The 21,077-nt window shown below is 60.0% G+C and carries 20 protein-coding genes and 1 tRNA gene; 12 read left to right on the forward strand and 9 right to left on the reverse strand.

Features of this window, described 5'->3' with window-relative positions; genetic code table 11:
* Positions 1–90 precede the first annotated feature (90 nt).
* Positions 91–2,178 carry a DEAD/DEAH box helicase gene (locus tag Q4577_RS09105; protein ID WP_303468242.1) on the forward strand — a complete coding sequence of 696 codons (2,088 nt, stop codon included), beginning with the start codon at positions 91–93 and terminating at the stop codon, positions 2,176–2,178.
* Between the two features lie 92 nt (positions 2,179–2,270).
* On the opposite strand, the gene Q4577_RS09110 is transcribed toward Q4577_RS09105, so the two are convergent.
* From Q4577_RS09110 to Q4577_RS09130, 5 genes are read right to left on the reverse strand one after another with little or no spacing between them, the layout of a single operon-like run.
* The gene (locus Q4577_RS09110; RefSeq protein ID WP_303468243.1) at positions 2,271–3,590 is read right to left on the reverse strand and encodes an FAD-binding oxidoreductase; all 1,320 of its coding nucleotides are present in this window, start codon (positions 3,588–3,590) and stop codon (positions 2,271–2,273) included.
* Positions 3,590–4,408 carry an ABC transporter permease gene (locus Q4577_RS09115; protein WP_244691013.1) on the reverse strand — a complete coding sequence of 273 codons (819 nt, stop codon included), beginning with the start codon at positions 4,406–4,408 and terminating at the stop codon, positions 3,590–3,592. The genes Q4577_RS09110 and Q4577_RS09115 overlap by 1 nt, the downstream gene beginning before the upstream one ends.
* Positions 4,405–5,295, reverse strand: a complete 891-nt coding sequence (locus Q4577_RS09120) for an ABC transporter permease subunit (protein WP_303468244.1) — start codon at positions 5,293–5,295, stop codon at positions 4,405–4,407. The genes Q4577_RS09115 and Q4577_RS09120 overlap by 4 nt, the downstream gene beginning before the upstream one ends.
* A 4-nt stretch (positions 5,296–5,299) precedes the next feature.
* Entirely contained in the window at positions 5,300–6,421 is a 1,122-nt protein-coding gene (locus Q4577_RS09125) for an ABC transporter ATP-binding protein (protein WP_244690908.1), read from the reverse strand.
* Between the two features lie 57 nt (positions 6,422–6,478).
* Positions 6,479–7,564 carry a polyamine ABC transporter substrate-binding protein gene (locus Q4577_RS09130; RefSeq protein WP_303468246.1) on the reverse strand — a complete coding sequence of 362 codons (1,086 nt, stop codon included), beginning with the start codon at positions 7,562–7,564 and terminating at the stop codon, positions 6,479–6,481.
* Positions 7,565–7,712: 148 nt separating this feature from the next.
* On the opposite strand from Q4577_RS09130, the gene Q4577_RS09135 reads away from it, so the two are divergent.
* The 3 genes from Q4577_RS09135 to Q4577_RS09145 all read left to right on the forward strand — a co-directional run bounded on the left by Q4577_RS09135 (position 7,713) and on the right by Q4577_RS09145 (position 11,052).
* Positions 7,713–8,375 (forward strand): GntR family transcriptional regulator, encoded by a 663-nt coding sequence (locus Q4577_RS09135; RefSeq protein ID WP_303468247.1) that lies wholly within the window; start codon positions 7,713–7,715, stop codon positions 8,373–8,375.
* A 95-nt stretch (positions 8,376–8,470) separates the two neighbouring features.
* Positions 8,471–9,865, forward strand: a complete 1,395-nt coding sequence (locus Q4577_RS09140; protein WP_303468248.1) for an aspartate aminotransferase family protein — start codon at positions 8,471–8,473, stop codon at positions 9,863–9,865.
* A 164-nt stretch (positions 9,866–10,029) separates the two neighbouring features.
* Complete coding sequence (locus tag Q4577_RS09145) at positions 10,030–11,052, forward strand: aspartate-semialdehyde dehydrogenase (RefSeq protein WP_244690905.1); 1,023 nt, start codon at positions 10,030–10,032, stop codon at positions 11,050–11,052.
* 24 nt (positions 11,053–11,076) lie between these two features.
* Here the strand turns inward: Q4577_RS09145 and Q4577_RS09150 are convergent, their stop codons facing one another.
* Positions 11,077–11,553: a hypothetical protein gene (locus tag Q4577_RS09150; RefSeq protein ID WP_303468249.1), complete on the reverse strand. Its 477-nt coding sequence runs from the start codon at positions 11,551–11,553 to the stop codon at positions 11,077–11,079.
* 211 nt (positions 11,554–11,764) lie between these two features.
* Here Q4577_RS09150 and Q4577_RS09155 point away from each other — a divergent pair, with 211 nt between their 5' ends.
* Positions 11,765–12,118: a hypothetical protein gene (locus Q4577_RS09155; RefSeq protein WP_303468250.1), complete on the forward strand. Its 354-nt coding sequence runs from the start codon at positions 11,765–11,767 to the stop codon at positions 12,116–12,118.
* A gap of 94 nt (positions 12,119–12,212) precedes the next feature.
* On the opposite strand, the gene Q4577_RS09160 is transcribed toward Q4577_RS09155, so the two are convergent.
* Entirely contained in the window at positions 12,213–12,866 is a 654-nt protein-coding gene (locus Q4577_RS09160; protein WP_244690902.1) for a carbonic anhydrase, read from the reverse strand.
* Between the two features lie 181 nt (positions 12,867–13,047).
* Between Q4577_RS09160 and Q4577_RS09165 the strand changes: the two genes are divergently transcribed.
* The 3 genes from Q4577_RS09165 to Q4577_RS09175 all read left to right on the forward strand — a co-directional run bounded on the left by Q4577_RS09165 (position 13,048) and on the right by Q4577_RS09175 (position 15,811).
* Positions 13,048–13,413 carry a hypothetical protein gene (locus tag Q4577_RS09165; RefSeq protein ID WP_244690901.1) on the forward strand — a complete coding sequence of 122 codons (366 nt, stop codon included), beginning with the start codon at positions 13,048–13,050 and terminating at the stop codon, positions 13,411–13,413.
* A 100-nt stretch (positions 13,414–13,513) separates the two neighbouring features.
* The gene (locus tag Q4577_RS09170; protein ID WP_303468251.1) at positions 13,514–14,920 is read left to right on the forward strand and encodes a M17 family metallopeptidase; all 1,407 of its coding nucleotides are present in this window, start codon (positions 13,514–13,516) and stop codon (positions 14,918–14,920) included.
* A 3-nt stretch (positions 14,921–14,923) separates the two neighbouring features.
* Positions 14,924–15,811, forward strand: coding sequence for an NlpC/P60 family protein (locus Q4577_RS09175; protein WP_303468252.1), 888 nt, complete (start codon positions 14,924–14,926; stop codon positions 15,809–15,811).
* 28 nt (positions 15,812–15,839) lie between these two features.
* Here the strand turns inward: Q4577_RS09175 and Q4577_RS09180 are convergent, their stop codons facing one another.
* On the reverse strand, positions 15,840–16,325 hold the full coding sequence (locus Q4577_RS09180) for a DUF3576 domain-containing protein (RefSeq protein ID WP_244690899.1): 486 nt from the start codon (positions 16,323–16,325) through the stop codon (positions 15,840–15,842).
* Positions 16,326–16,625: 300 nt separating this feature from the next.
* On the opposite strand from Q4577_RS09180, the gene Q4577_RS09185 reads away from it, so the two are divergent.
* The 4 genes from Q4577_RS09185 to hpaR all read left to right on the forward strand — a co-directional run bounded on the left by Q4577_RS09185 (position 16,626) and on the right by hpaR (position 20,747).
* Positions 16,626–17,660 carry a porin gene (locus Q4577_RS09185; protein ID WP_303468253.1) on the forward strand — a complete coding sequence of 345 codons (1,035 nt, stop codon included), beginning with the start codon at positions 16,626–16,628 and terminating at the stop codon, positions 17,658–17,660.
* Positions 17,661–17,782: 122 nt separating this feature from the next.
* Positions 17,783–19,231, forward strand: coding sequence for a tetratricopeptide repeat-containing sulfotransferase family protein (locus Q4577_RS09190; RefSeq protein ID WP_303468254.1), 1,449 nt, complete (start codon positions 17,783–17,785; stop codon positions 19,229–19,231).
* Positions 19,231–19,887: a YggS family pyridoxal phosphate-dependent enzyme gene (locus Q4577_RS09195; RefSeq protein ID WP_244690896.1), complete on the forward strand. Its 657-nt coding sequence runs from the start codon at positions 19,231–19,233 to the stop codon at positions 19,885–19,887. The genes Q4577_RS09190 and Q4577_RS09195 overlap by 1 nt, the downstream gene beginning before the upstream one ends.
* Positions 19,888–20,294: 407 nt before the next feature.
* Positions 20,295–20,747 (forward strand): homoprotocatechuate degradation operon regulator HpaR, encoded by a 453-nt coding sequence (gene hpaR / locus Q4577_RS09200; protein WP_303468255.1) that lies wholly within the window; start codon positions 20,295–20,297, stop codon positions 20,745–20,747.
* 241 nt (positions 20,748–20,988) lie between these two features.
* Here the strand turns inward: hpaR and Q4577_RS09205 are convergent.
* A tRNA-Arg gene (locus Q4577_RS09205) sits at positions 20,989–21,065 on the reverse strand.
* Between the last annotated feature and the right edge of the window lie 12 nt (positions 21,066–21,077).

The raw sequence follows: 21,077 nt of genomic DNA on the forward strand, positions 1-21,077 counted from the left end.
GGGCTTTGCTTTAGTGGGCACTTTTTCACCTATGGCCCCGACTCGTGATGAGGCGAATTGCCGGGTGCCCCTTTGCAGAACGGTTTCGCGATGAACCAGCCCCTTCTTGATGCGCTTGCCGAGCGTGGTTACGATACATTGACGCCTGTGCAGGAGGCGGTAACCGATCCCGAATTGCATGCTGCGGACCTTTTGGTTTCGGCACAGACCGGGTCGGGCAAGACCGTCGGGTTTGGGTTGGCGATTGGGCCGACCTTGCTGGATGGGGCCACAATGGCCGCACCGGCGGCGGCGCCGCTGGCCTTGATCATTGCGCCAACCCGTGAATTGGCATTCCAGGTGATGCGCGAGTTGGAGTGGCTTTATGCCAAGGCCGGTGCGCGGGTTGTGTCCTGTGTCGGGGGGATGGACACACGGACCGAACGCCGGGCGCTGGAACGGGGCGCGCATATTGTTGTCGGAACGCCCGGTCGTCTGCGCGATCACATCACCCGGGGTGCGCTGGACATGACCAGCCTGCGGGCTGTGGTGCTGGACGAAGCGGACGAGATGCTGGACCTTGGGTTCCGCGAAGATCTTGAATTCATGCTGGGCGCTGCGCCGGAAGACCGGCGGACCTTGCTGTTTTCCGCGACTGTGCCGCCGATGATTGCCAAGCTGGCCAAAGAATATCAACGCGATGCCGTGCGCGTTCAAACCGTGTCCGAGAAAAGCCAGCACGCCGATATCAGCTATCAGGCGCTGCGCGTGGCGCATCAGGATGCTGAAAATGCCATTATCAACGTTTTGCGGTTCCATGAAGCGCAGAACGCGATTGTCTTTGCCAACACGCGGGCAACGGTCAACCGGTTGACTGCGCGTTTGTCGAACCGCGGGTTTTCGGTTGTGTGCCTGTCGGGCGAGTTGAGCCAACAGGAGCGGACCCATGCGCTTCAGGCGATGCGGGACGGTCGGGCGCGGGTTTGTGTGGCGACCGATGTGGCGGCGCGCGGGATTGACCTGCCGAACCTGGAATTGGTGATCCACGCGGAATTGCCGTCGAATGCCGAGAGTCTTTTGCACCGGTCCGGCCGTACCGGTCGCGCCGGGCGCAAGGGGACGTCGGCGTTGATCGTGCCGCCAAAAGTGGTGAAAAAGGCCGAGCGCCTGCTGAAATTCGCCAAGATCACTGCGGAATGGGGGACGGCGCCCAGTTTTGAAGACGTGTTGCAGCGCGATGAAGAGCGGCTGTTGAACGATCCGCAATGGGCGGCAGAGATTGCCCCGGATGAAGCGGATTTTGCGGCGCGTCTGTTGGATTTGCATTCGCCGGAAACGATTGCGGCGGCCTATCTGCGGCTTTACCGGGCGCGCAATTCTGCGCCAGAGGAATTGGCCGCACCGGATGCCCGTCCCGAACGCAAAGAGCGCAAGCCCTTTGGGCCGAGCGCCTGGTTTGCGCTGTCGGTGGGCCGGGATGACCGGGCCGAGCCGCGTTGGATTTTGCCGTTGCTGTGCCGGGCCGGTGGTCTGGACAAGGATGCCATTGGTGCAATCCGGGTGCAGCAGAGCGAGACTTTTGTGGAGCTGACCGAGGCCAGCGCGTCGGGGTTCTTGTCGAAACTGGGTGAAAACGGTGTGCTGGAGGATGGTGTGACCGTGCGCCGGTTTGAGGGCACGCCGGGTTTTGCCCGTCAGTCAGAGTCCGCTCCGTCGCGCAAACCCGCGCATAAGGCGCCTTACAAAGGCGACAAACGCGGGTCCGACAAACCCCGTGGTCCCGCGCCAGAGCGCCATCAGTCTGGTGCAGAAAGCCGCGCGCCGAAACCGGCCCCCAAGCCGAAACCCGCCCCGGTCGATCCAGAGGTGCATGCGCCGGCGAAACCGCGTAGCAAGCCCGCAGGGAAACCTGTGGCGAAGCATGATGGTGACGGTGCCAAGCGTGGTTTCGACAAGCCGGGCAAACCAGCGCACAAGGGCGGCGGCAAGCCCGGTGGAAAATTTGGCGGTAAACCGGCAGGCAAACCCGGTGGCGGCAAGCCGTCCGGTGGCAAGCCATCGGGCAGCAAGCCGGCAGGACCGCGACCCGGGGCCTCTGATACCTCGAAGCGATTTGCCCCCCCCAAGGGCGCAGGGCGCGGCAAGCCTGGCAAACGGACGGGCAATGGCATGCAGTCGCCGACGCGGCGCAAGCCCTGAGATATGGCTGGGGGCCAGCCCCCCGGCCTTTGGCCGTCCCCCGGGATATTTTTGAACAGAAGAAGTCCCCCAGACATTCAGGGGGGGGGCATTCAGCCATCAATAAGAGATAATCCGGCGGCAAGCGCGGCAATCAAGGCGCGGCGCCGGTGCCGCAGCGGGAAACGTTTCGGCGGTGCGGCAAAGGTGGTCGGATAGGGGGTGTCGGGGCGTTTGCCCTGGACCAGATCCGCCAGAAGTTTGCCGCCATAGGTGCCCATCGCCAGGCCGTTGCCATGATAGGCGAGGCTGGCAAAGGCGCCGGGCATGTCCGGGATCGGCCCGACAAAGGGCGTTCGATTGCGCGCCAGACAGACCAGGCCAGACCAGAAGTGCGGGCGTTCCACCGCGGCCCAGGCAGGGAACATTGTTTCGAAATCGCGATGGATTCTGGCCCGCAGGCGCGCGTTGCTGCGCGGGGTGGCATAGACGCCGCCGCGCATCCCGAACAGAAAACGATTGTCGGGCAGAAGCCGAAAGTAATGCAGCAGGCTGCGGGTGTCATAGGCCATTTGTCGGCTGGTCCAGCCCTGCGCGGCTAGTTCGGTTTGGGTCAGGGGCCGGGTGGCGATGATGTTGGATTGCAGTGGCAGATAACGGGCGCGCAGCCAGTCGGGGATATCCTCGCTTGAGTAGCCATTGGTGGCGAGGATCAGTTTTTTGGCGTGGAGCTGCCCGCCGGGGGTGGTCAAGGTGAAGCCGCCGTTTCGGGTGATCGCGGTCACCGGGGAGCTGTCATGCAGGATGGCACCGGCGTCTTTGGCCGCGTCAGCCAGACCATGGACATATTTTCCGGGGTTGAGCGCAAAGCCAAGCGGGATGGTCATTCCTCCGTGGAACGGGCCGCTTATCCCCAGCGCGGTCAGGTCGGTTGCGTCATGCAGGATGGGCGTGATTGCGTAATCCTGCGTGATGTTGGGCAGTTCATGGCGCAGCGCGGCCATGTGGCGCGGGCGATGCGCAAGGATGGTTTCGCCTTCTGAATGGCGATCCGCCGCGATACCATGGTCGTCCAGCAGGTCGCCAACCAGTGCAATGGCGGCTTTTTCGGCGTCGCGTAGGCTTTGGCGGCCATCGGGCCCGTATTTGCGTTGCAATTCGCCATTGCTGACCATGCTGCTGCCAAGACAGCAGAAGCCGCCATTGCGCCCGGAGGCGCCCCAGCCGACGTGCTTGGCCTCTAACACTGTGGCGCCAATCCCGGCCTGTGCCAGATGCAATGCGGCGGACAATCCGGTGAAGCCGCCCCCGATAATGGCGACCTCTGTGGCTGCTGTGTCTTGCAGGGGCGGGTTTGGCGCAACGTCCCTGCGCCAAAGGCAATCCTGAACCGCAGCGTCGGAATAGGCCCAATCTTCGTAGATGCGGCGCATCAGCTGGTGCGCATTGCGGCGCGTTCTTCGGCCTGTTGCCGGGTGCTGGCGCGTTTTGATGCCAGAGATGCGGTGATGACCCCGACGGTCACAATGGCGATCATGATGGTCGACAGCGCGTTGATTTCCGGGCTGACGCCCAGACGCACGGCCGAGAAGATCTTGATCGGCAGGGTGGTCGCCGACGGCCCGGCGGTGAAGGACGCAATCACCAGATCATCCAACGACAGGGTAAAGGCGAGAAGCCAGCCGGAAATCACCGCAGGCGCAATGATCGGCAGGGTGACAAGGCGAAAGGCGTCAAACGGCGTACAGCCGAGGTCCAGCGCGGCCTCTTCCAGCGATTGGTCAAAACTGACCAAACGTGACGACACCACAACCGAGACATAGCACATCGAAAACGTGGTATGCGCCAGAATGATGGTCACAATGCCCCGGTCCAGCCCGATGCCGATGAACAACAGCAACAGCGACAGGCCGGTGATCACCTCTGGCATCACCAGCGGCGCATAGATCATGCCGGAAAACAGCGTGCGCCCGGCAAAACGCCCGGCCCGCACCAGTACCAGTGCCGCCATCGTGCCCAGAACCGTGGCGATGGTCGAGCTGACCACGGCAACCCGGATCGTGACCCATGCGGCGTCGAGGAAGGCCTCGTTCTGCAACAATTCGCCGTACCATTTGGTGGAAAACCCGGCCCAGACCGTCACCAGTTTGGATTCGTTAAACGAATAGATCACCAGAATGATCATCGGCAGGTAGAGAAAGGCAAACCCCAGCGTCAGCGAGACCACATTGAAAGCGGAAAAACGTCTCATCCTTCGGCCTCGCGCTGTTTTTGTTCATTACGCTGGAACAGGATGATTGGCACAATCAGGATCAGCAGCAGGATCACCGCCACGGCGCTGGCCACCGGCCAATCGCGGTTGTTGAAGAATTCCTCAAACAACACTTTGCCGATCATCAATGTGCCAGACCCGCCCAGCAATGACGGGATCACGAATTCGCCGACCACCGGGATAAAGACAAGGAAACAGCCCGCGATGATGCCCTGTTTCGACAGGGGGACCGTGACCAGCCAGAATGCGGTCAGACGCGAACAGCCGAGGTCTTCGGCCGCCTCCAGCAGGCTGTCATCCATCTTTTCTAGCGCGGAATAGATCGGCAGGATCATGAACGGCAGGTAGGTATAGACAATGCCGATATAGACGGCGGTATTGGTGTTGAGGATCACCAGAGGCTCGGAAATCAGCCCGGTCCACAACAAAAAGGCGTTCAACAGCCCCTCGTTCGACAGGATGCCCATCCACGCATAGACCCGGATCAGGAAGGAGGTCCAGAATGGCAGGATCACCAGCATCAGCAGCGTGGGCCGCCATTCCGGCGCGGCACGTGCCATGGCATAGGCCATGGGATACCCCGCCAAGAGGGTGAGCACCGTCGCGATAAAGGCGATCTTGACGGACGACAGATAAGCCTTCCAGTACAGCGCGTCTTCGGTCAACCAGATATAGTTTTCCATGTCGAGCTGGGACAGGAAGGCGCGCACCGCGGCCCAGCCACCCGCCAGATCAAGCGTCGGGGTGTAAGGCGGGATTGCGATCGCTGTGTCCGAGAGCGAGATCTTGAACACGATCAGGAAAGGCACAAGGAACAGCGCCAGAAGCCAGAGATAGGGCACGGCAATCAGGGTCAGGCGGCGCATCCCCTCAACCCTCCAACATCACGGCGGCGGTGTCTGTCCAGCTGAGCCAGACCGGGTCTTCCCATGTCAGCGTCCGGCGCGACAGGCGGCGGGTGTTGGCGGTCTGGGCCTTCATCATCCGCCCGCCGGGCAGTTCGACGTGATAGGTCGAGATATTGCCGAGATAAGCGATGTCGATGATCTTGCCCGCGATCTTGTTTCTTGCGTCCGGCTCATCGGTGCTGATCGCCACCTTTTCCGGGCGCATCGCCAGAAAACAGCGTTGGCCATTGGCAAAGTCGCGGGTTGATTTGGCGTGAAAGGCCGACTGGCCCTCGGCCCATGCGATGTCATACCCGGCGCTGCCGGGGGTTGCGGTGCCTTCGATAATGTTCACATCGCCAATGAAATCCGCGACATAGACCGAATTCGGCTGTTCATAGATGTCGGCGGGGGTGGCGACCTGCACAATCCGGCCCTCGTCCATCACCGCAACGCGGGAGGCCACGGTCATCGCCTCTTCCTGATCATGGGTGACAATCACGAAGGTTGTGCCGGTCTTTTCCTGAATATCCATCAGCTCGAACTGGGTTTGCTGGCGCAATTTGGCGTCCAGCGCGCCCAAAGGTTCGTCCAGCAACAACAGTTTCGGCGCTTTGGCCAATGACCGGGCCAACGCGACACGTTGCCGTTGGCCGCCGGAAATCTGATGCGGTTTGCGGGCGCCAAAGCGTTCCAGCTTGGTCAGGCGCAGCATTTCGGCGACGCGCGCCGCGATTTCGTCCTTCGGTTTGCCTTCGCGTTTCAGGCCAAAGGCAATGTTGTCCGCCACGGTCAGATGCGGGAACAGCGCATAGGATTGGAACATCATGTTCACCGCGCGTTTGTTCGGCGGGATATTGGCGACGTCCTGCCCGGCGATCAGGATCTGGCCATCCGTGGGGGTTTCAAACCCTGCCAACATGCGCATCATCGTCGTCTTGCCACAGCCCGACGGGCCGAGCAGCGCAAAGAATTCCTTCGCGTAGATGTCCTGGGTCAGGTTGTCGATTGCGGTGAAATCGCCGAACCGTTTGGTGACATTGCGGAACTGGATCAGCGGTTTTTCATCCGGATCGTTCCAGGGGGCAAAGACAGATTCAGCCATGTACGCTCCTGCAAAGGCAAACGCCCGCACCGGGGTGGCGCGGGCGTGAAAAGTGGATCAGGTGCCGGACTTGATCTTGGTCCAGAGCCGGGTGACCACACGTTGAACCTTGGCCGGATATGGCGTGGTGGTATAGGTGTTGTCCATTGCTTCGGGCGTTGGATAGATCGCCGGATCGGTGATCACATCCTCTTCGAGGAACTCCTGCGAGGCCTTGTTGCCGTTGGCGTAGTAGACATAGTTCGACGCGGCGGCCATGTTTTCGGCGTCCATGATGAAGTTCAGGAACGTCAGCGCGCCTTCGGGGTTGGGCGCGTCGACCGGAATGGCCATCATGTCGAACCACATCTGCGCGCCTTCGCTGGGGGCGAAGTAGCCGATTTCGACGCCATTGTCGGCCTCGGCGGCGCGGTCACGCGATTGCAGCACATCGCCGGACCAGCCGACCGCAACACAGATGTCGCCATTGGCCAGACCGTTGACGTATTCCGACGAATGGAACTTCTGGATATAGTCGCGCACCGGCGCAAAGACCGCTTCGGCCTTGGCAATCACCTCCGGGTCATGGCTGTCGGGGTCTTCGCCGATATAGTTCAGCGCGGCGGGGATCATTTCCGCAGGCGCATCGAGGAAATGCACGCCGCAATCGGCCAGCTTTTCCATATTCTCGGCCTTGAACACCAAATCCCAGCTATCCACCGGGGCGTCTTCGCCCAGGATTTCGCGGACCTTGCCAAGGTTCACACCCAGACCCGTGGTGCCCCACATATAGTTGATGGCATGGGCGTTATCGGGGTCATATTTCGCGGTGCGATCCGAAATCACATCCCACATGTTGCCAATGTTGGGCAGTTTGGATTTGTCCAAAGGCTGGAACGCGCCGGCCTGAATCTGGCGTTGCAGGAAGGTGCCGGTTGGTACCACAACGTCATAGCCCGACCCACCGGCCAGCATCTTGGTTTCCAGAACCTCGTTGCTGTCAAACACGTCATAGATCAGTTCGATGCCGGTTTCGGCCTCGAATTTTTCCAGCAGTGCTTCGTCGATGTAGTCGGACCAGTTATAGACCCGGACCTCTTCCGCTGCCGCCATGCCGGCGCTGAGGGCCAGCGCAGCGGTGCAAATCATCAGAGAATTCTTCATTTTCGGCTCCCGTGGGGTTCATGACGGTCATTTGTGCTTGCCGCCTTGGCCCGATTTGATCAAATTATGCCTTACCTGGCAATATGGAAATGCTTCCACGGGCAGGGTAAAGTCGCAAGACCCCATCGAGAGGCGAAAAATCAGGCAGATGACCGAGATCGCGAAACAGCCCGCTGAAACCATGCTGCCCGTGCATGAACAGGTCTATCGCCGCGTGCGTGATTTGTTGCTGTTTGGGGAATTGCCGCCCGGTGCGCCGGTGACAATCCAGGGGCTGACCGAGGGTCTCGATGTGGGCATGACCCCGGTGCGCGAAGCAATCCGGCGATTGACCGCCGAGGGCGCGCTGAGCTTTCAGGGCAATCGCCGGGTGTCGGTGCCGGTGCTGGACGCCGGGGCCATTAGCGAGTTGATCCATGCCCGCGTGGCAATAGAGCCAGAGTTGACGCGCCGGGCCTGTCTGGTTGCGACCTCGGGCGATATTGCGGCCTTGGCGGCGATTGACGATCGGTTGGATCTGGCCATCTCTCAGGGGGATGTGCGCGGATATCTGGAACAGAACTATCGCTTTCATCTGCATCTTTATGGATTGGCGCAGGCCCCGATCCTTCAGGAATTGGCCGAGGGGCTGTGGCTTCGATTCGGGCCATCGCTGCGGGTGGTCTGTGGTCGGTATGGCACCCAGAATTTGCCGGATCAGCACAAGGCGATCCTGACCGCGATGGCGCAGGGCGATGCCTCTGCCGCGGCAAAAGCCATGGAAGAAGATGTGCGTCAGGGCATCGCACAGATTCTGGAGACGCTGGCATAAGCTTGCTTGCGGGGGCGCTGCGTGCTGATTCGATTGACAGCGCATAATTTGATCATATTCTGCGGCAAAGAGTGTTGCGCGCAAGGAACCCCGCCATGAACATGATCACCAATCACCCGCCGACCGAAGAGCTTCAGGCGCTGGACGCCGCCCATCACATGCATCCCTTTACTGCGGGTGGCGCGTTGGCCGAAAAAGGCGCACGTGTGATGACCCGTGCAAATGGCATCTGGATCACCGACAGCGAAGGTCGGGAAATTCTGGATGCCATGGCCGGGCTTTGGTGTGTGAATATCGGCTATGGCCGCGACAGCCTGGCCGATGTGGCCGCACGGCAAATGCGCGAATTGCCGTATTACAACACGTTTTTCCAGACCACCCATGTGCCCGCGATTGCGCTGGCGAAAAAGATTGCCGAACTGGCGCCGGGTGATCTGAACCATGTGTTTTTTGCCGGGTCCGGGTCCGAGGCAAATGACACCAACATTCGTATGGTGCGCCATTACTGGGCCATGAAGGGCCAGCCAGAGCGCAATATCATCATCAGCCGCAAGAACGCCTATCACGGCTCGACCGTTGGATCGGGGTCGCTTGGCGGGATGTCGGGAATGCATGCCCAGGGCGGTCTGCCGATCCCGGACATTCACCACATCAATCAGCCGAATTGGTGGGCCGAAGGCGGCGACATGGACCCAGAGGCATTTGGGCTGGCCCGCGCACAGGAGCTGGAGACCGCGATACTGGAGCTTGGCCCCGAGCGGGTAGGTGCCTTTATCGGCGAACCGGTGCAGGGCGCAGGCGGTGTGATTGTCGCCCCGGACAGCTATTGGCCGGAAATCCAGCGGATTTGCGACAAATACGGTATTCTATTGATCGCGGATGAGGTGATCTGTGGCTTTGGCCGCACCGGCAATTGGTTCGGGTCGCAGACCGTCGGCATCACCCCCCACATCATGACCATCGCCAAGGGGCTGTCGTCGGGCTATGCGCCGATTGGCGGCTCTGTTGTGTGTGACGAGGTGGCGAATGTGATCGCACAGGGCGAGTTCAACCACGGCTATACCTATTCCGGGCATCCGGTGGCCGCGGCGGTCGCCTTGGAAAACCTGCGCATTCTGGAGGATGAAAAGGTCGTCGAACATGTGCGTGACGTCGCTGGCCCCTATCTGAAAAAGAAATGGGAGGCATTGGCCGATCATCCGCTGGTGGGCGAGGCAAAGATTTCCGGCCTGATGGCGTCGATTGCCCTGACCCCGAACAAGGCGACCCGCGCCAAATTCGCCGCCGAAGCGGGCACAGTGGGCTGGGTCTGTCGCGACATCTGTTTCGGTAATGATCTGATCATGCGGCATGTCGGGGACCGGATGATTGTCTCGCCGCCTTTGGTCATCACCCCGGAAGAGATCGACATCTTGATCGAACGGGCCACGCGGTCGCTGGATCAGGCGTTCGACAAGATCAAGGCGCAGGGGCTCTACGTCGCGGCCTGATTGCCGCAACGGATTTTCGGCCCTTATTCATTGCGTGATTCATGGCGTGCGCGTTTGTGCTTTGCGCGCACCGCTATGTCACGGTTGTGTATGGACCCTTTTAACCGGGGCGGCACTGCTGTATCAGGCGCACATTTGAACCGAAGTCGAAGGAAAAGGAACCTATGGGGTATCGAATCGTCGTCGCAGGCGCCACTGGCAACGTGGGCCGCGAAATGCTCAACATCCTCGCCGAACGGGAATTCCCGGTTGACGAAATCGCAGCACTGGCCAGCCGCCGGTCGCTGGGCACAGAGGTGAGCTTTGGCGACAAGACGCTCAAGACGAAGGATATCGAAGGTTTCGATTTTTCCGGCTGGGACATGGCGCTGTTTGCCATCGGCTCTGAGGCCACCAAGAAATATGCGCCCATCGCGGCGGCTGCGGGCTGTGTGGTGATCGACAATTCGTCGCTGTATCGCTACGACCCGGATGTGCCTTTGATCGTGCCAGAGGTGAATGCCGATGACATCGTGGGCTATTCGAAAAAGAACATCATCGCCAATCCGAATTGTTCGACCGCACAGATGGTTGTGGCGTTGAAGCCGCTGCATGACCGTGCGCGGATCAAACGGGTTGTGGTCAGCACCTATCAATCGGTGTCCGGCGCGGGCAAGGACGGCATTGACGAGCTGTGGGACCAGACCAAAGCGGTCTATAACCCGACCGACGACAAGCCGGCCCGGCAGTTCACCAAGCAAATCGCATTCAACGTCATTCCCCATATCGACGTCTTCATGGAAGACGGATCGACCAAAGAGGAATGGAAAATGGTGGCCGAGACCAAAAAGATCGTCGATCCGGCGATCAAGGTCACCGCGACCTGTGTGCGGGTGCCGGTGTTTGTCGGCCACTCAGAAGCGCTGAACATCGAATTCGAGGAATTCCTCGATGAAGATGAGGCACGTGACATCCTGCGGGAAGCGCCGGGAATCATGGTGATCGACAAACGCGAAGACGGCGGATACGTCACCCCGGTGGAATGTGTGGGCGACTTTGCGACATTTATCAGCCGCATTCGTCAGGATTCGACCATCGAAAACGGTCTGAATCTGTGGTGCGTCAGTGACAATCTGCGCAAAGGTGCGGCGCTGAACGCGGTGCAAATCGCCGAAACACTGGGCAACCGGGTGTTGAAAAAAGGGTGACGCCTTCTTCGTGTTACGACGTTTTCAGAGCCGCCTTCGGGCGGCTCTTTTTGTGTTTGGCGGTGCGATGCCATCCCCGGTTTGCGGTGTGGTTTCCAGCACCCGATCGACCAGATGGCGGTGGGCGTGACCGGGGAATGGGGCCTTGAATCGGCGCATCAAGGTGGCATAGCTGGCGCCCAGTTCCGAGGCTTTGCACAGTCGGACCCCTTCGGGGAAATTGTACATCGCAAGGCCGCCGCCCGCCTCGCGCAGATCGTAACCTTTTGATTTCAATTTATTTTGCAGATCCAGCCAGTTTTTCGCCGCGGCCATGTCCGCCGCGAGGAGCGCACGCAAGGGCGTGAGGAGCCGCTCATCCGCCCTGACAGGCGTCTTCGCATTTCGGCGCACGCGTCGCAATTCGGCGGCCAGCGCATCGCGCACGACTTGCCCGACCGTGATATCCCGCTCACGGGCCAGATGTTCTGTCGCCCGCAAAAGCGGGGTGTCAATCTTCATATGGATTTGTTGCCACCGCATGCGGCCCAGATTTGCGCAACTTGGTAAACCATCGGTAAACGCACGGTCGATTGATGTCGCATTCACGGCGCTGAAATAAAGTGTTGCCCGTCGCAAACATTACGCAATATCTGAAAAATGTGGCCGCGTTTCTGACGCATTTTCATGGAAACCTTGATGGATCAAAGGTTCGTGGAACGGAGTTAAGGACATGATACACCACCAGGATTTCATCGCAGTATCCGGCCCGTCACAGACACGCTGGCGCGGTGCACAACCCAGCAATCGGCTGGATTGTGAAACCGGGGTCTTGTTGCGGTCGCTGTTGCAGCCGGTCTTTCAGCAAGCCACCAGCTGGGCCAATCTGCGGCGCAAACTGGCGCGCAAGGGCTTTGGGCTTGGGTTTCACAAGGGCCGGTTGGTGTTGACCGATTCAGACAGCGGCGAACGTATTTGTTCCTGCAAATTTCTCGGTCATCCGTTGCAGTCGCTGTCGCGCCGCTTGGGGCGGGCGCGGGTTCTGGCGTCGCATGACGGAACCGGGCAGGGCACGATTCTGGCCTGAAAGGCCGCTCAGACCCAAATTCCGGCCCGAGACTTGCAAGAGCCTCAGGCCCAGTCGCCCCAAGTTGGCCAAGGCCAACCGGGAGCGTAACCTGTTATCCCACCGGGCGGAATTGATCCGACGCCGGTAGATATTCTTCCAGAGCGCCTTCGCCGATCCCGGTCCAAAGCCCATGCAGGGACAGTTCGCCACTGTCGACCCTGCTTGACACAAACGGGAAGGTCATCAGGTTCTCAAGCGAGATCACAACCGATCGTTTTTCCAGAGCGCGCGATTGTTGTTCGCCTTTTTCCAGATCTTTGATCGCTTCATACCCGGGGCGCAGAATATCCATCCAGCGTCCAACAAAGCTGTCCGGGCGATCAAGCTCGGGCGCGTGGCCGTCGCACATGTCGATACATCCTTGCACGCCGCCACATTGCGAATGCCCCAGAACAATCAAATGCGCGACATTCAGCGCCGTAACCGCATATTCCACCGCAGCGGATGTGCCGTGATGGTCGCCGTCGGGCGCGTAGGGCGGGATCAGATTGGCGATATTGCGGTGAATGAAAAATTCCCCGGTGTCGGCGCCAAAAATGGATGTCACATGCACCCGGCTGTCGCAGCAGGACACCACCATCGCACGTGGTCGCTGACCCTCTGTCGCAAGACGTTTATACCATGCGGCATTTTCGGCGTAATCTGTGGCCTTCCAGCCCTGGTAACGTTGCACCAGGTATTTCGGCAATGGTTTGGCATGTAGCATCGGCGGACTCCCGTCTGTGTCTGGTCGCTGCGGCAGGTCTGACACTGGTAAATAGGCGCAAACTTCTACGAATTCGAGCAATATTATGCTTCTGCGGCAAGGTTTCGCAAACTCTTTGCCATCATGGTGCACCCAAGCTGTGGGGGCTGTGAGGAAAGGTGAGAATTTGGAACAGGTGCGCATGTTAGCATATGAAGAAGGCGTTCGGTTGGATCAGGACCGAATTCAGGAACTTTACCGGCAAATGGGCAATGAAGGGGCCGAAGATGTGGTTTGCCGCGCGTTGGAGGAAATTGCGGTGCGCATGTCCTATGCGAATAAGCTGCACAAGCGCGGCGAATTGGCGGATCTGCGCAAATGTCTGCGGTCATTGGCAAAAATCGCGGAACAGGTTGGCATGATGGATCTGGCACATGTGGCACGCGATGTGTGTACCTGTGTGGATCAGGCCGATCCTGTGGCATTGGCCGCGACCCTGTCACGCTTGGCGCGCACCGGTGAACGATCGCTGAGCGCGATTTGGGAGATGCAGGAATTCCTGATGTAGGCCGGATATGAACCGGGGGCTGGGAATGCCGGCATCTGGGCCTTGCGGGCGCTGACAGAACGACTAGGGTTTTTGGCAAACATATGTCCGGAGACTTTTCATGCTGTCGCACCCCGACCTGACCTTTGCCGAACCCGGCACGCCGTCCATTCCTTTGGCTTTGCTGACTGCCGAGGCGTTTGACGGCTGGAAGCTGGCGCAGGACGCCGGCGCGCGCAGCTGGGCCGAGACCGGCGGATTTGTGGCCGGACCCGGCCAGGTGCTGTTGTTTCCCGGTGAAAACGGCGGGGCCAAGGCCGCATTGGGTGGGGTTGGTACGGCGCAGGATCGCGCGCGTGGGCGTTTTGCCCTTGCTGCCGTGGCGCAAAACCTGCCTGCGGGCACCTATCACATCGAAAGCGGACTGCCGCAGGCCATCGAAGACATCGAAGCCGAATTGCTCGGCTGGCTGTTAAGCAATTATCGGTTTGAAAAATACAAGAAAACCGGCAAGGCTGCGGTGCGATTGATCGCACCCGAAGGCGTGGATGTCGCCCGAATCGAGGCGATTGCCGCAGGCGAGGCGCTGACCCGTGATCTGATCAACACCCCGGCGAATGATATGACGCCGGATGGGCTTCAGTCGGCGGCCGCTGCTCTGGCTGCCGAGTTTGATGCGGGGTGCGACGTGATCAGCGGCACAGAGTTGTTGGCACAGAATTTCCCGATGATTCACACGGTGGGCCGGGCATCGGATTGTCCGCCGCGGTTGATTGACATGCATTGGGGCACTGAGGGGCCGAAATTGACCCTGGTGGGCAAAGGGGTGTGTTTCGATACCGGCGGGCTGAACCTGAAACCCGGTGCCTCCATGGGGCTGATGAAAAAGGACATGGGCGGCGCGGCCACGGTCCTTGGGCTGGCCCGGATGATCATGGCGCTGAAGCTGCCCTTGCAATTGCGGGTGTTGATCCCGGCGGTGGAAAATTCGGTGTCTGCGGGGGCGTTTCGGCCCGGTGACATCCTGACGTCGCGAAAAGGTCTGACCGTTGAAATCAACAATACCGACGCCGAAGGGCGCTTGGTGTTGGCCGATGCGCTGGCGCTTGCGGTCGAGGAGCCCACGGATTTGGTGATCTCCATGGCCACCCTGACCGGTGCGGCGCGGGTGGCGGTGGGGCCGGATCTGTCGCCGTTCTTCAGCGATGATGCCACGGCAGGGGCGCTGGAACCTGCGGGACGCCGGGCGCATGACCCGCTTTGGCGGATGCCATTCTGGGACCCATACGAAACGATGATCGAACCGGGGATCGCCGATCTCGACAATGCGCCAAAAGGCGGGTTTGCCGGGGCGATCACCGCCGCATTGTTCCTGCGCCGGTTTGTCGACAGCGAAACACGCTATGCGCATTTCGACATTTATGGCTGGCAGCCTGATGCCAAACCCGCCCGCCCCAAGGGCGGCGTCGGCATGGGCGCACGTGCAATTCTGGCGGCATTGCCCGAGCTTCTGGCGCTGGAGGGCTAGGCCGTGACCAGCGACAAACGGGTTGTGAAATCCAACGGCCGGGTGGCGCATTCCTCGCTCATGGGGCGTGTCGCGGCCGAAGAGTTCACCGATGGTGAAAGCTGGCAGGTGGTCGCGGGCAAGGCGATCATCAGCGATGCGGCGGGGATCAAACGGGAACGGGAGTTGATCCAGGGTGAGAGCTTCCGCGTGCTTGAGGTGCGGGATCGCATGGCCTTTGGCTATAGCGAGACCAATGGATATGTCGGTTATGTCGACACGCTTGCCTTGGCGCAGGGGATGCCAGAGCCGACCCATCGCGTCGCGGCGCGCATGACCTATTCCAAGGCGGCACCGGATCTGAAGGCCCGTAACGAGGTTGCGCATCTGTCACATGGCGCGCGGGTCGCGGTTCAGGGCCGCAGCGGTGACTGGACCGAGATCGCGACCCATTCCGGGGACGAGGGCGGGCCAGCCACGGTCTGGGTGCCGACCCAGCATCTTGTACCGCTTGACCATATCGAAGATGACCCGGTGTCGGTGGCCGAAATCTTTCTCGGCACGCCGTATCTTTGGGGCGGGAATACGTCTTTTGGGCTGGATTGTTCCGGTCTGGTCCAGGCGGCGCTGACAAGCTGTGGCTATGACTGCCCCGGCGATTCCGATCTGCAAGAGGATGTTCTGGGCATCAGCCTGCCGCAACATGTGCCCCTGCAACGGGGCGATCTGTTGTTCTGGCCGGGGCATGTCGGCATGGTTGCGTCAGAGCAGATGTTTCTGCATGCCAACGCCCATCACATGGCGGTGGCCTATGAGCCGTTGACCGAGGTGTTTGCGCGCATTGGTCGGCGGGGGGCCGATTCCGTGCGCCGCCGGGTGCGGCTCGACCCTGCCGCGCGAAAGCTGCAATAGCAGCTGGCGGCAATCGGCGCGCCCGGTATCAGAGTTTGCTGTCGACAGCGCGCAGCTGGCGGGCGCGGGTCAGGATCGCATCCTCGATCGCGCGGGCGGTATCGGCGCTGACCGGACCAGAGCGGGTTTGCAACGCCAGGTTCAAAGACCGGGCATCAAGCGCGGGATCCTTGACAAAAATCGTTGCACGATAGGCGCGTCCGCCACCGGGCGGGGTGCCGTAACCGGTCACAATCACACCGGTAAAGGGATCAACCGATTCTACCGGCAGGAAATCCAGCACCTCAAGCGAGGCGTTCCAGATGTACTTGTTCACCCGCCCGACACGTGCGCGATCCTGTGGACCGGCAAAGAAATCCCAGATGGTCGAACGTGGGCGGCCCCGATCCCCATAGATCTCCTCGTCGAGGATTTCGTTCGGGTCACGACCTGGCTGGAACTTTGTGCTACAGGCCGTCAGCGCAAAAGTGGCCGCAGCCAGAAGAATCACGGCTTTTCTGGAAATGGCGGTCATAAACTGGCTCCTGCCCGGTCGTATTTGTTCGGTTCAATGCCTTCAATACAATCCGAGACCCGCAACGACAAGATCCTCATTTATTGTTTGGATTCCGTGGCCTTTGTCCCTGCGGCAAAACTGCGGTAATAAGGTGAGGTTCCGGCGTGAAAATTCTTGTGACAAATGCGCACCACTCGCGGCCTTGTTGTTGCCGCGATTTCGCCACCGCTTGCATCAAGGGGGGCACTGGGTGCAAGACATCTGCATCGAAGCCGGGCGACCGGTTTGGTACGTGCTTAAAGACACATGAGGGAAACAATGAAAAACATTCTGTTCGCTACCACCGCGTTGGTCGCAACTGCCGGTATCGCTTCGGCAGAAGTCACAGGTTCCGGTCCCGGCACCGTCAACATTTCCGGTTGGGCCGAAATGGGCGTAATCGGTGGTTCGGAAATCGAATCGCAGTTCTGGACCGACATCGACGTTGAATTCCGTATGTCCGGCACAGCCGACAACGGTCTGACATTCGGTGCAGGCGTTGACCTGGACGAAAACGGCGCATTCTCCGGCACAACCGAAGGCGGCGAGTTCGTATTCGTCTCCTACGGCGCAGCGACCCTGACCATGGGCGACACCGACGGTGCATTCGACAAAGCGCTGACCGAAGTTAACTACGCATCGGGTTCGATCGACGACTCCGAAACAGCCCACGCTGGTTTCTCCGGCAACGGCGGCGTTGGCCTCTTCGGCGCAGGCGTTCTGATGGTTCCTGGCGCGCAGCTCGGCACCGGTCTTGACGCAGCTTACGACGGTCAAATCGCACGCTTCGACTATGCGTTCGAAGGCATCACCGCATCGGTTTCGGCTGAAATCGACGACACAGGCGCCGGCGACCCGATCTGGGGTCTTGGTGTTGCATACGCGGGTGAATTCTCCGGCGTAGCGGTTGGCTTTGGTCTTGGTTACCAAGCGACTGCCGACTTCGGCGGTTCCGACACCGAAATCAGCGTTTGGGGTCTGTCGGCTGACGCGGGCTTCTCGAACGGTGTGACCGTTGGTCTGAACTACTCGCAAATGGACATCGAAGGTGTTGATGACACGCTGGATCACGGCGCCATCGGTATCGGTTACGAGATGAACGCAATCGCGGTTGGCCTGAACTACGGTCACTACACCTCGGACGACGAAGAGCTGGCATCGGGCTTCGGTCTGGCCGCTTCGTATGACCTGGGCGGCGGTCTGGTTGGTCAATTCGGTTACGGCTCCTCGAGCCTGGACTCGGGTTTCGCAACTCTGGTTGGCTCCGAAGAAGAGTTCAACACATGGTCGCTTGGTCTGGCAATGTCGTTCTAAGAACGTCACACCAGTCTTGGTTAGGGAAGAGCGGGCCTTTGGGTCCGCTCTTTTCTTTTTCGGCAACGTTTTCTTTTGGCCGCCCCGATGATAGCAGGGGACAAGAGCAAAAGAGCCCAGTCATGCCGCCCCTTTCGAAACTTCAGATACAACAGAAATTCGCAATGGCGCAGAGCCGGATGAAATCCGGTGATCTGGCAGCCGCGCGTGATCTTTTGACCCAGGTTCACAAAGCCACCCCCGCGGCAGCAGAGCCATTGTTCCATCTTGGTCGCATTGCGCGGACCTTGGGCGAGCTGGGGCAGGCGAAGGACCATTTTGCTGCGGCGCGGCGATTGAAACCCAATGAACCGGCCATTCTGACGGCCTTGGGCGAGGTTCAGGCCCTGATCGGCGACACCAAAGGTGCGGCGAAAACCCATGATGCGTTGATCGCCCTGCGCCCCGGGCATCCCAAGCCGCTGGCCGACAAGGCGCTGTTCCTGCAACAACAGGGCGATTTTGACGCTGCAGAGGCGCTGTTCAAGAAGGCGCTGCGGCGCGCACCCGACAGTGGTGAATTGTACCGCATGTGGCTGGGTGGGCGCAAAATCGTCAAGGGCGACCCGCTGCTGCGCAAGATGCAGGATCTTTATGCCCATCCCGCGATGAGCGATGCCGGGCGTATTCATCTGGGCTTTGCCCTGGCCAAAGCGATGGAAGACATCGGCGCCTATGACCGGGTCTTTCCCTATCTGCAAAAAGCCAACAAGCTACAACGTCAGGCTTTCCCATATAATCCGGCAGTGCGCGAAGGCGAGGTTGCCGGGCTGATCGCAGCCTCGGCAGATATCGGCACGCCGATCGACACGGATTTTGCGCCGATCATCGTGACCGGTTTGCCGCGGTCGGGCACCACGCTGGTGGAACAGATCCTTGCGGCACATGACAATGTGCGGGCGGGCGGGGAATCTTCGGCACCATTGCGGCTGGCCTTTGGTCTGTTTGGCGCGCCACCGAAGACCACGCCGCTACATGAAATTCCTGACGACACATTGCGGAGTTTTGCCCAAGGGTATGACCAACATGTCTTGTCGCGGTTTGGCCGCGCGCCCGGCACAAGGGTCACGGACAAATCCATTCAGACGCATCTGATCCTGGGCCATATCCATCGCGCCATGCCAAACGCCAATCTGATCGTGGTGCGCCGTGATCCGCGCGACATTGCGCTGTCGATCTACAAGAATTATTTCGAGGGCGGCAGCCACCGCTATTCCAACGATCTGGCGGATCTGGCCAAATATATCAAAAGCTTCGACCGTATTGTCGCCTTCTGGAAACAGCGGTTGAATCTGCATGAAATCGCTTACGAAGATCTGATTGCCGATCCAGAGCCTCAGGCGCGCGGGCTGATCGGGGCGGCGGGGCTGGACTGGCAGGCGAAGTGCCTTGATTTTCACAAACAGGGCGGCGCGGTCAAAACGCTAAGCATCGCGCAGGTGCGCCAGCCAATTTACAAAAGTTCGGGTGGGGCATGGCGCCGGTATGAGGCCGAGATGCAGCCGTTTATCCACGCATGGGAGGCAGAGTGATGGCATTAAGTGACATCCAGCAACGTGTTCAAAAGGCCGAAGAGGCAGCGGGCCGCAAGACCGGCAGCACAACCTTGATTGCCGTGTCCAAGATGCAGCCGCTCGACCGGGTCGAAGCGGTTCTTGAACAGGGGTGCCGGGTTTTTGGTGAAAACCGGGTGCAGGAGGCGGCCGGCAAATGGCCCGACTTGCGCGAACGTTTTGACGGCATCCAACTGCATATCATTGGCCCGCTTCAGACCAACAAGGCGCGTCAGGCCATGGAACTGGCCCAGGCCATCCATTCGCTGGACCGCCCAAAGCTTGCCACCACATTGGCGCGATTGGCGCAGGAAATCGGGACATGCCCCGAGCTGTTCATTCAGGTCAACACCGGCGAAGAACCGCAAAAGGCCGGGGTTCTGCCACGCGATCTGGATGGCTTTGTGGCGACGTGTCGGGGGCTGGATCTGCCCCTGCGCGGGCTGATGTGCATTCCCCCGGTTGAGGAAGAGGCCGCGCTGCATTTCGCGCTTCTGGCGAAATTTGCGGCGCGCAACGGGCTGGACGGGGTGTCGATGGGCATGTCTGGCGACTTTGAAACCGCGATTGCACTTGGCGCGACACATGTGCGGGTTGGGTCGGCGATTTTCGGCGAACGTCCTGCACCGGCCTGATGGGTGGATCGCAAAAGTAGCGCCATCCTATCCGAAGGGATAGGTTTTTGATACCAATGCCCTCGGGATTTCTCCCGGTGCTCGTGTGATACTTGTTGCACGGGGGCCGACACGCAACTCCAAAATGATATGGGGTGGCCAACGTAACAATGGACGTTTCGAACGATTATCATCGTTCTCCATCACTCTCGGAACGGCCGCAGGCGGGCGTCATTTAGCAATCGGGCGCCCGCCACATCGCCGCCACACAGCTGGTCCTGAAAATCGGTCTGCTGTCCCGAAAAGCGCCCAAATCCATACCGGTTTATCGTCTTTTTGCCGCGTTTCTCGGGCCAGCCGCAGAATTGCGGCGGCCCAATCGCTGTATTTTGCTGACATCGTCGCTCGGCTGGGGATAAATCAGGTGTATGACTGACAAACCAAATGACCTCCCACCGCTTGACATGCCCCCCACCGGGCAATCCCTGCCGATCATGATGATGCGCGCCCGTGAAAAGCTTATGCTGCCGGTCCGTGACATGTTGCTGGCAACGGGATTGACGGAGCAGCAATGGCGTATCCTGCGCGTGTTGGAAGAATTCGGTCCGCAGGATGCCACGCAATTGGCTGAACGCTCCTGTCTGTTGATGCCCAGCCAAACCCGAATTGTGCAGACCCTGGCGACCAAAGGTCTGGCAACACGCGAAACCAATCCGGGCGACCGTCGGCGCCAGACGGTGTCAATCACGCCGAAAGGGCGGGATATTCTGGCGAAAAACGCGGCGCGGACACGCGAAATTTCCGATGAAATACTTCGCAAGCTTGGGAAGGAAAAGATGCGGCAATTGCTGGAGATGCTGGACGACATTGCGCGGATGTGATCCTCGGACCCCGCGCGGTCGATGGCTGTTATCGATGCGACGTTGTTGCAATCCCTGACCGGATAACGCCCGAAAACCGATGGTCCCAAAGGCGTTGCACGGTTTGCTGCCTGTTATGGAGAACAGTAGGACGCCTGACACGCCACGCGATCCCGGACCCCGCTCCGGGATCTCCTGATGCGGCAGCCGACACCCGGCAGTTCCCCCAAACCCAAAGACCGCAGGCTTTTCCCGACACCAATGGTGACCCCGGCAGGATTCGAACCTGCAACCTGCCCCTTAGGAGGGGGCTGCTCTATCCAGTTGAGCCACGGGGCCGTCGGCATTGAC

Source organism: Marinovum sp. 2_MG-2023 (assembly GCF_030548265.1).
Classification (GTDB): Bacteria; Pseudomonadota; Alphaproteobacteria; order Rhodobacterales; family Rhodobacteraceae; genus Marinovum.

Excerpts from the sequence above, each read along its gene's own strand:
- Q4577_RS09105 (WP_303468242.1), top strand. The coding sequence starts at position 91 with ATGAACCAGCCCCTTCTTGATGCGCTTGCCGAGCGTGGTTACGATACA.
- Q4577_RS09195 (WP_244690896.1), top strand. The coding sequence starts at position 19,231 with ATGGCATTAAGTGACATCCAGCAACGTGTTCAAAAGGCCGAAGAGGCA.
- Q4577_RS09150 (WP_303468249.1), bottom strand. The coding sequence starts at position 11,553 with ATGAAGATTGACACCCCGCTTTTGCGGGCGACAGAACATCTGGCCCGT.
- Q4577_RS09115 (WP_244691013.1), bottom strand. The coding sequence starts at position 4,408 with ATGAGACGTTTTTCCGCTTTCAATGTGGTCTCGCTGACGCTGGGGTTT.
- Q4577_RS09160 (WP_244690902.1), bottom strand. The coding sequence starts at position 12,866 with ATGCTACATGCCAAACCATTGCCGAAATACCTGGTGCAACGTTACCAG.
- Q4577_RS09125 (WP_244690908.1), bottom strand. The coding sequence starts at position 6,421 with ATGGCTGAATCTGTCTTTGCCCCCTGGAACGATCCGGATGAAAAACCG.
- Q4577_RS09155 (WP_303468250.1), top strand. The coding sequence starts at position 11,765 with ATGATACACCACCAGGATTTCATCGCAGTATCCGGCCCGTCACAGACA.
- Q4577_RS09120 (WP_303468244.1), bottom strand. The coding sequence starts at position 5,295 with ATGCGCCGCCTGACCCTGATTGCCGTGCCCTATCTCTGGCTTCTGGCG.
- Q4577_RS09190 (WP_303468254.1), top strand. The coding sequence starts at position 17,783 with ATGCCGCCCCTTTCGAAACTTCAGATACAACAGAAATTCGCAATGGCG.
- Q4577_RS09165 (WP_244690901.1), top strand. The coding sequence starts at position 13,048 with ATGTTAGCATATGAAGAAGGCGTTCGGTTGGATCAGGACCGAATTCAG.
- Q4577_RS09170 (WP_303468251.1), top strand. The coding sequence starts at position 13,514 with ATGCTGTCGCACCCCGACCTGACCTTTGCCGAACCCGGCACGCCGTCC.
- Q4577_RS09185 (WP_303468253.1), top strand. The coding sequence starts at position 16,626 with ATGAAAAACATTCTGTTCGCTACCACCGCGTTGGTCGCAACTGCCGGT.
- hpaR (WP_303468255.1), top strand. The coding sequence starts at position 20,295 with ATGACTGACAAACCAAATGACCTCCCACCGCTTGACATGCCCCCCACC.
- Q4577_RS09130 (WP_303468246.1), bottom strand. The coding sequence starts at position 7,564 with ATGAAGAATTCTCTGATGATTTGCACCGCTGCGCTGGCCCTCAGCGCC.
- Q4577_RS09135 (WP_303468247.1), top strand. The coding sequence starts at position 7,713 with ATGACCGAGATCGCGAAACAGCCCGCTGAAACCATGCTGCCCGTGCAT.
- Q4577_RS09145 (WP_244690905.1), top strand. The coding sequence starts at position 10,030 with ATGGGGTATCGAATCGTCGTCGCAGGCGCCACTGGCAACGTGGGCCGC.
- Q4577_RS09180 (WP_244690899.1), bottom strand. The coding sequence starts at position 16,325 with ATGACCGCCATTTCCAGAAAAGCCGTGATTCTTCTGGCTGCGGCCACT.
- Q4577_RS09140 (WP_303468248.1), top strand. The coding sequence starts at position 8,471 with ATGAACATGATCACCAATCACCCGCCGACCGAAGAGCTTCAGGCGCTG.
- Q4577_RS09110 (WP_303468243.1), bottom strand. The coding sequence starts at position 3,590 with ATGCGCCGCATCTACGAAGATTGGGCCTATTCCGACGCTGCGGTTCAG.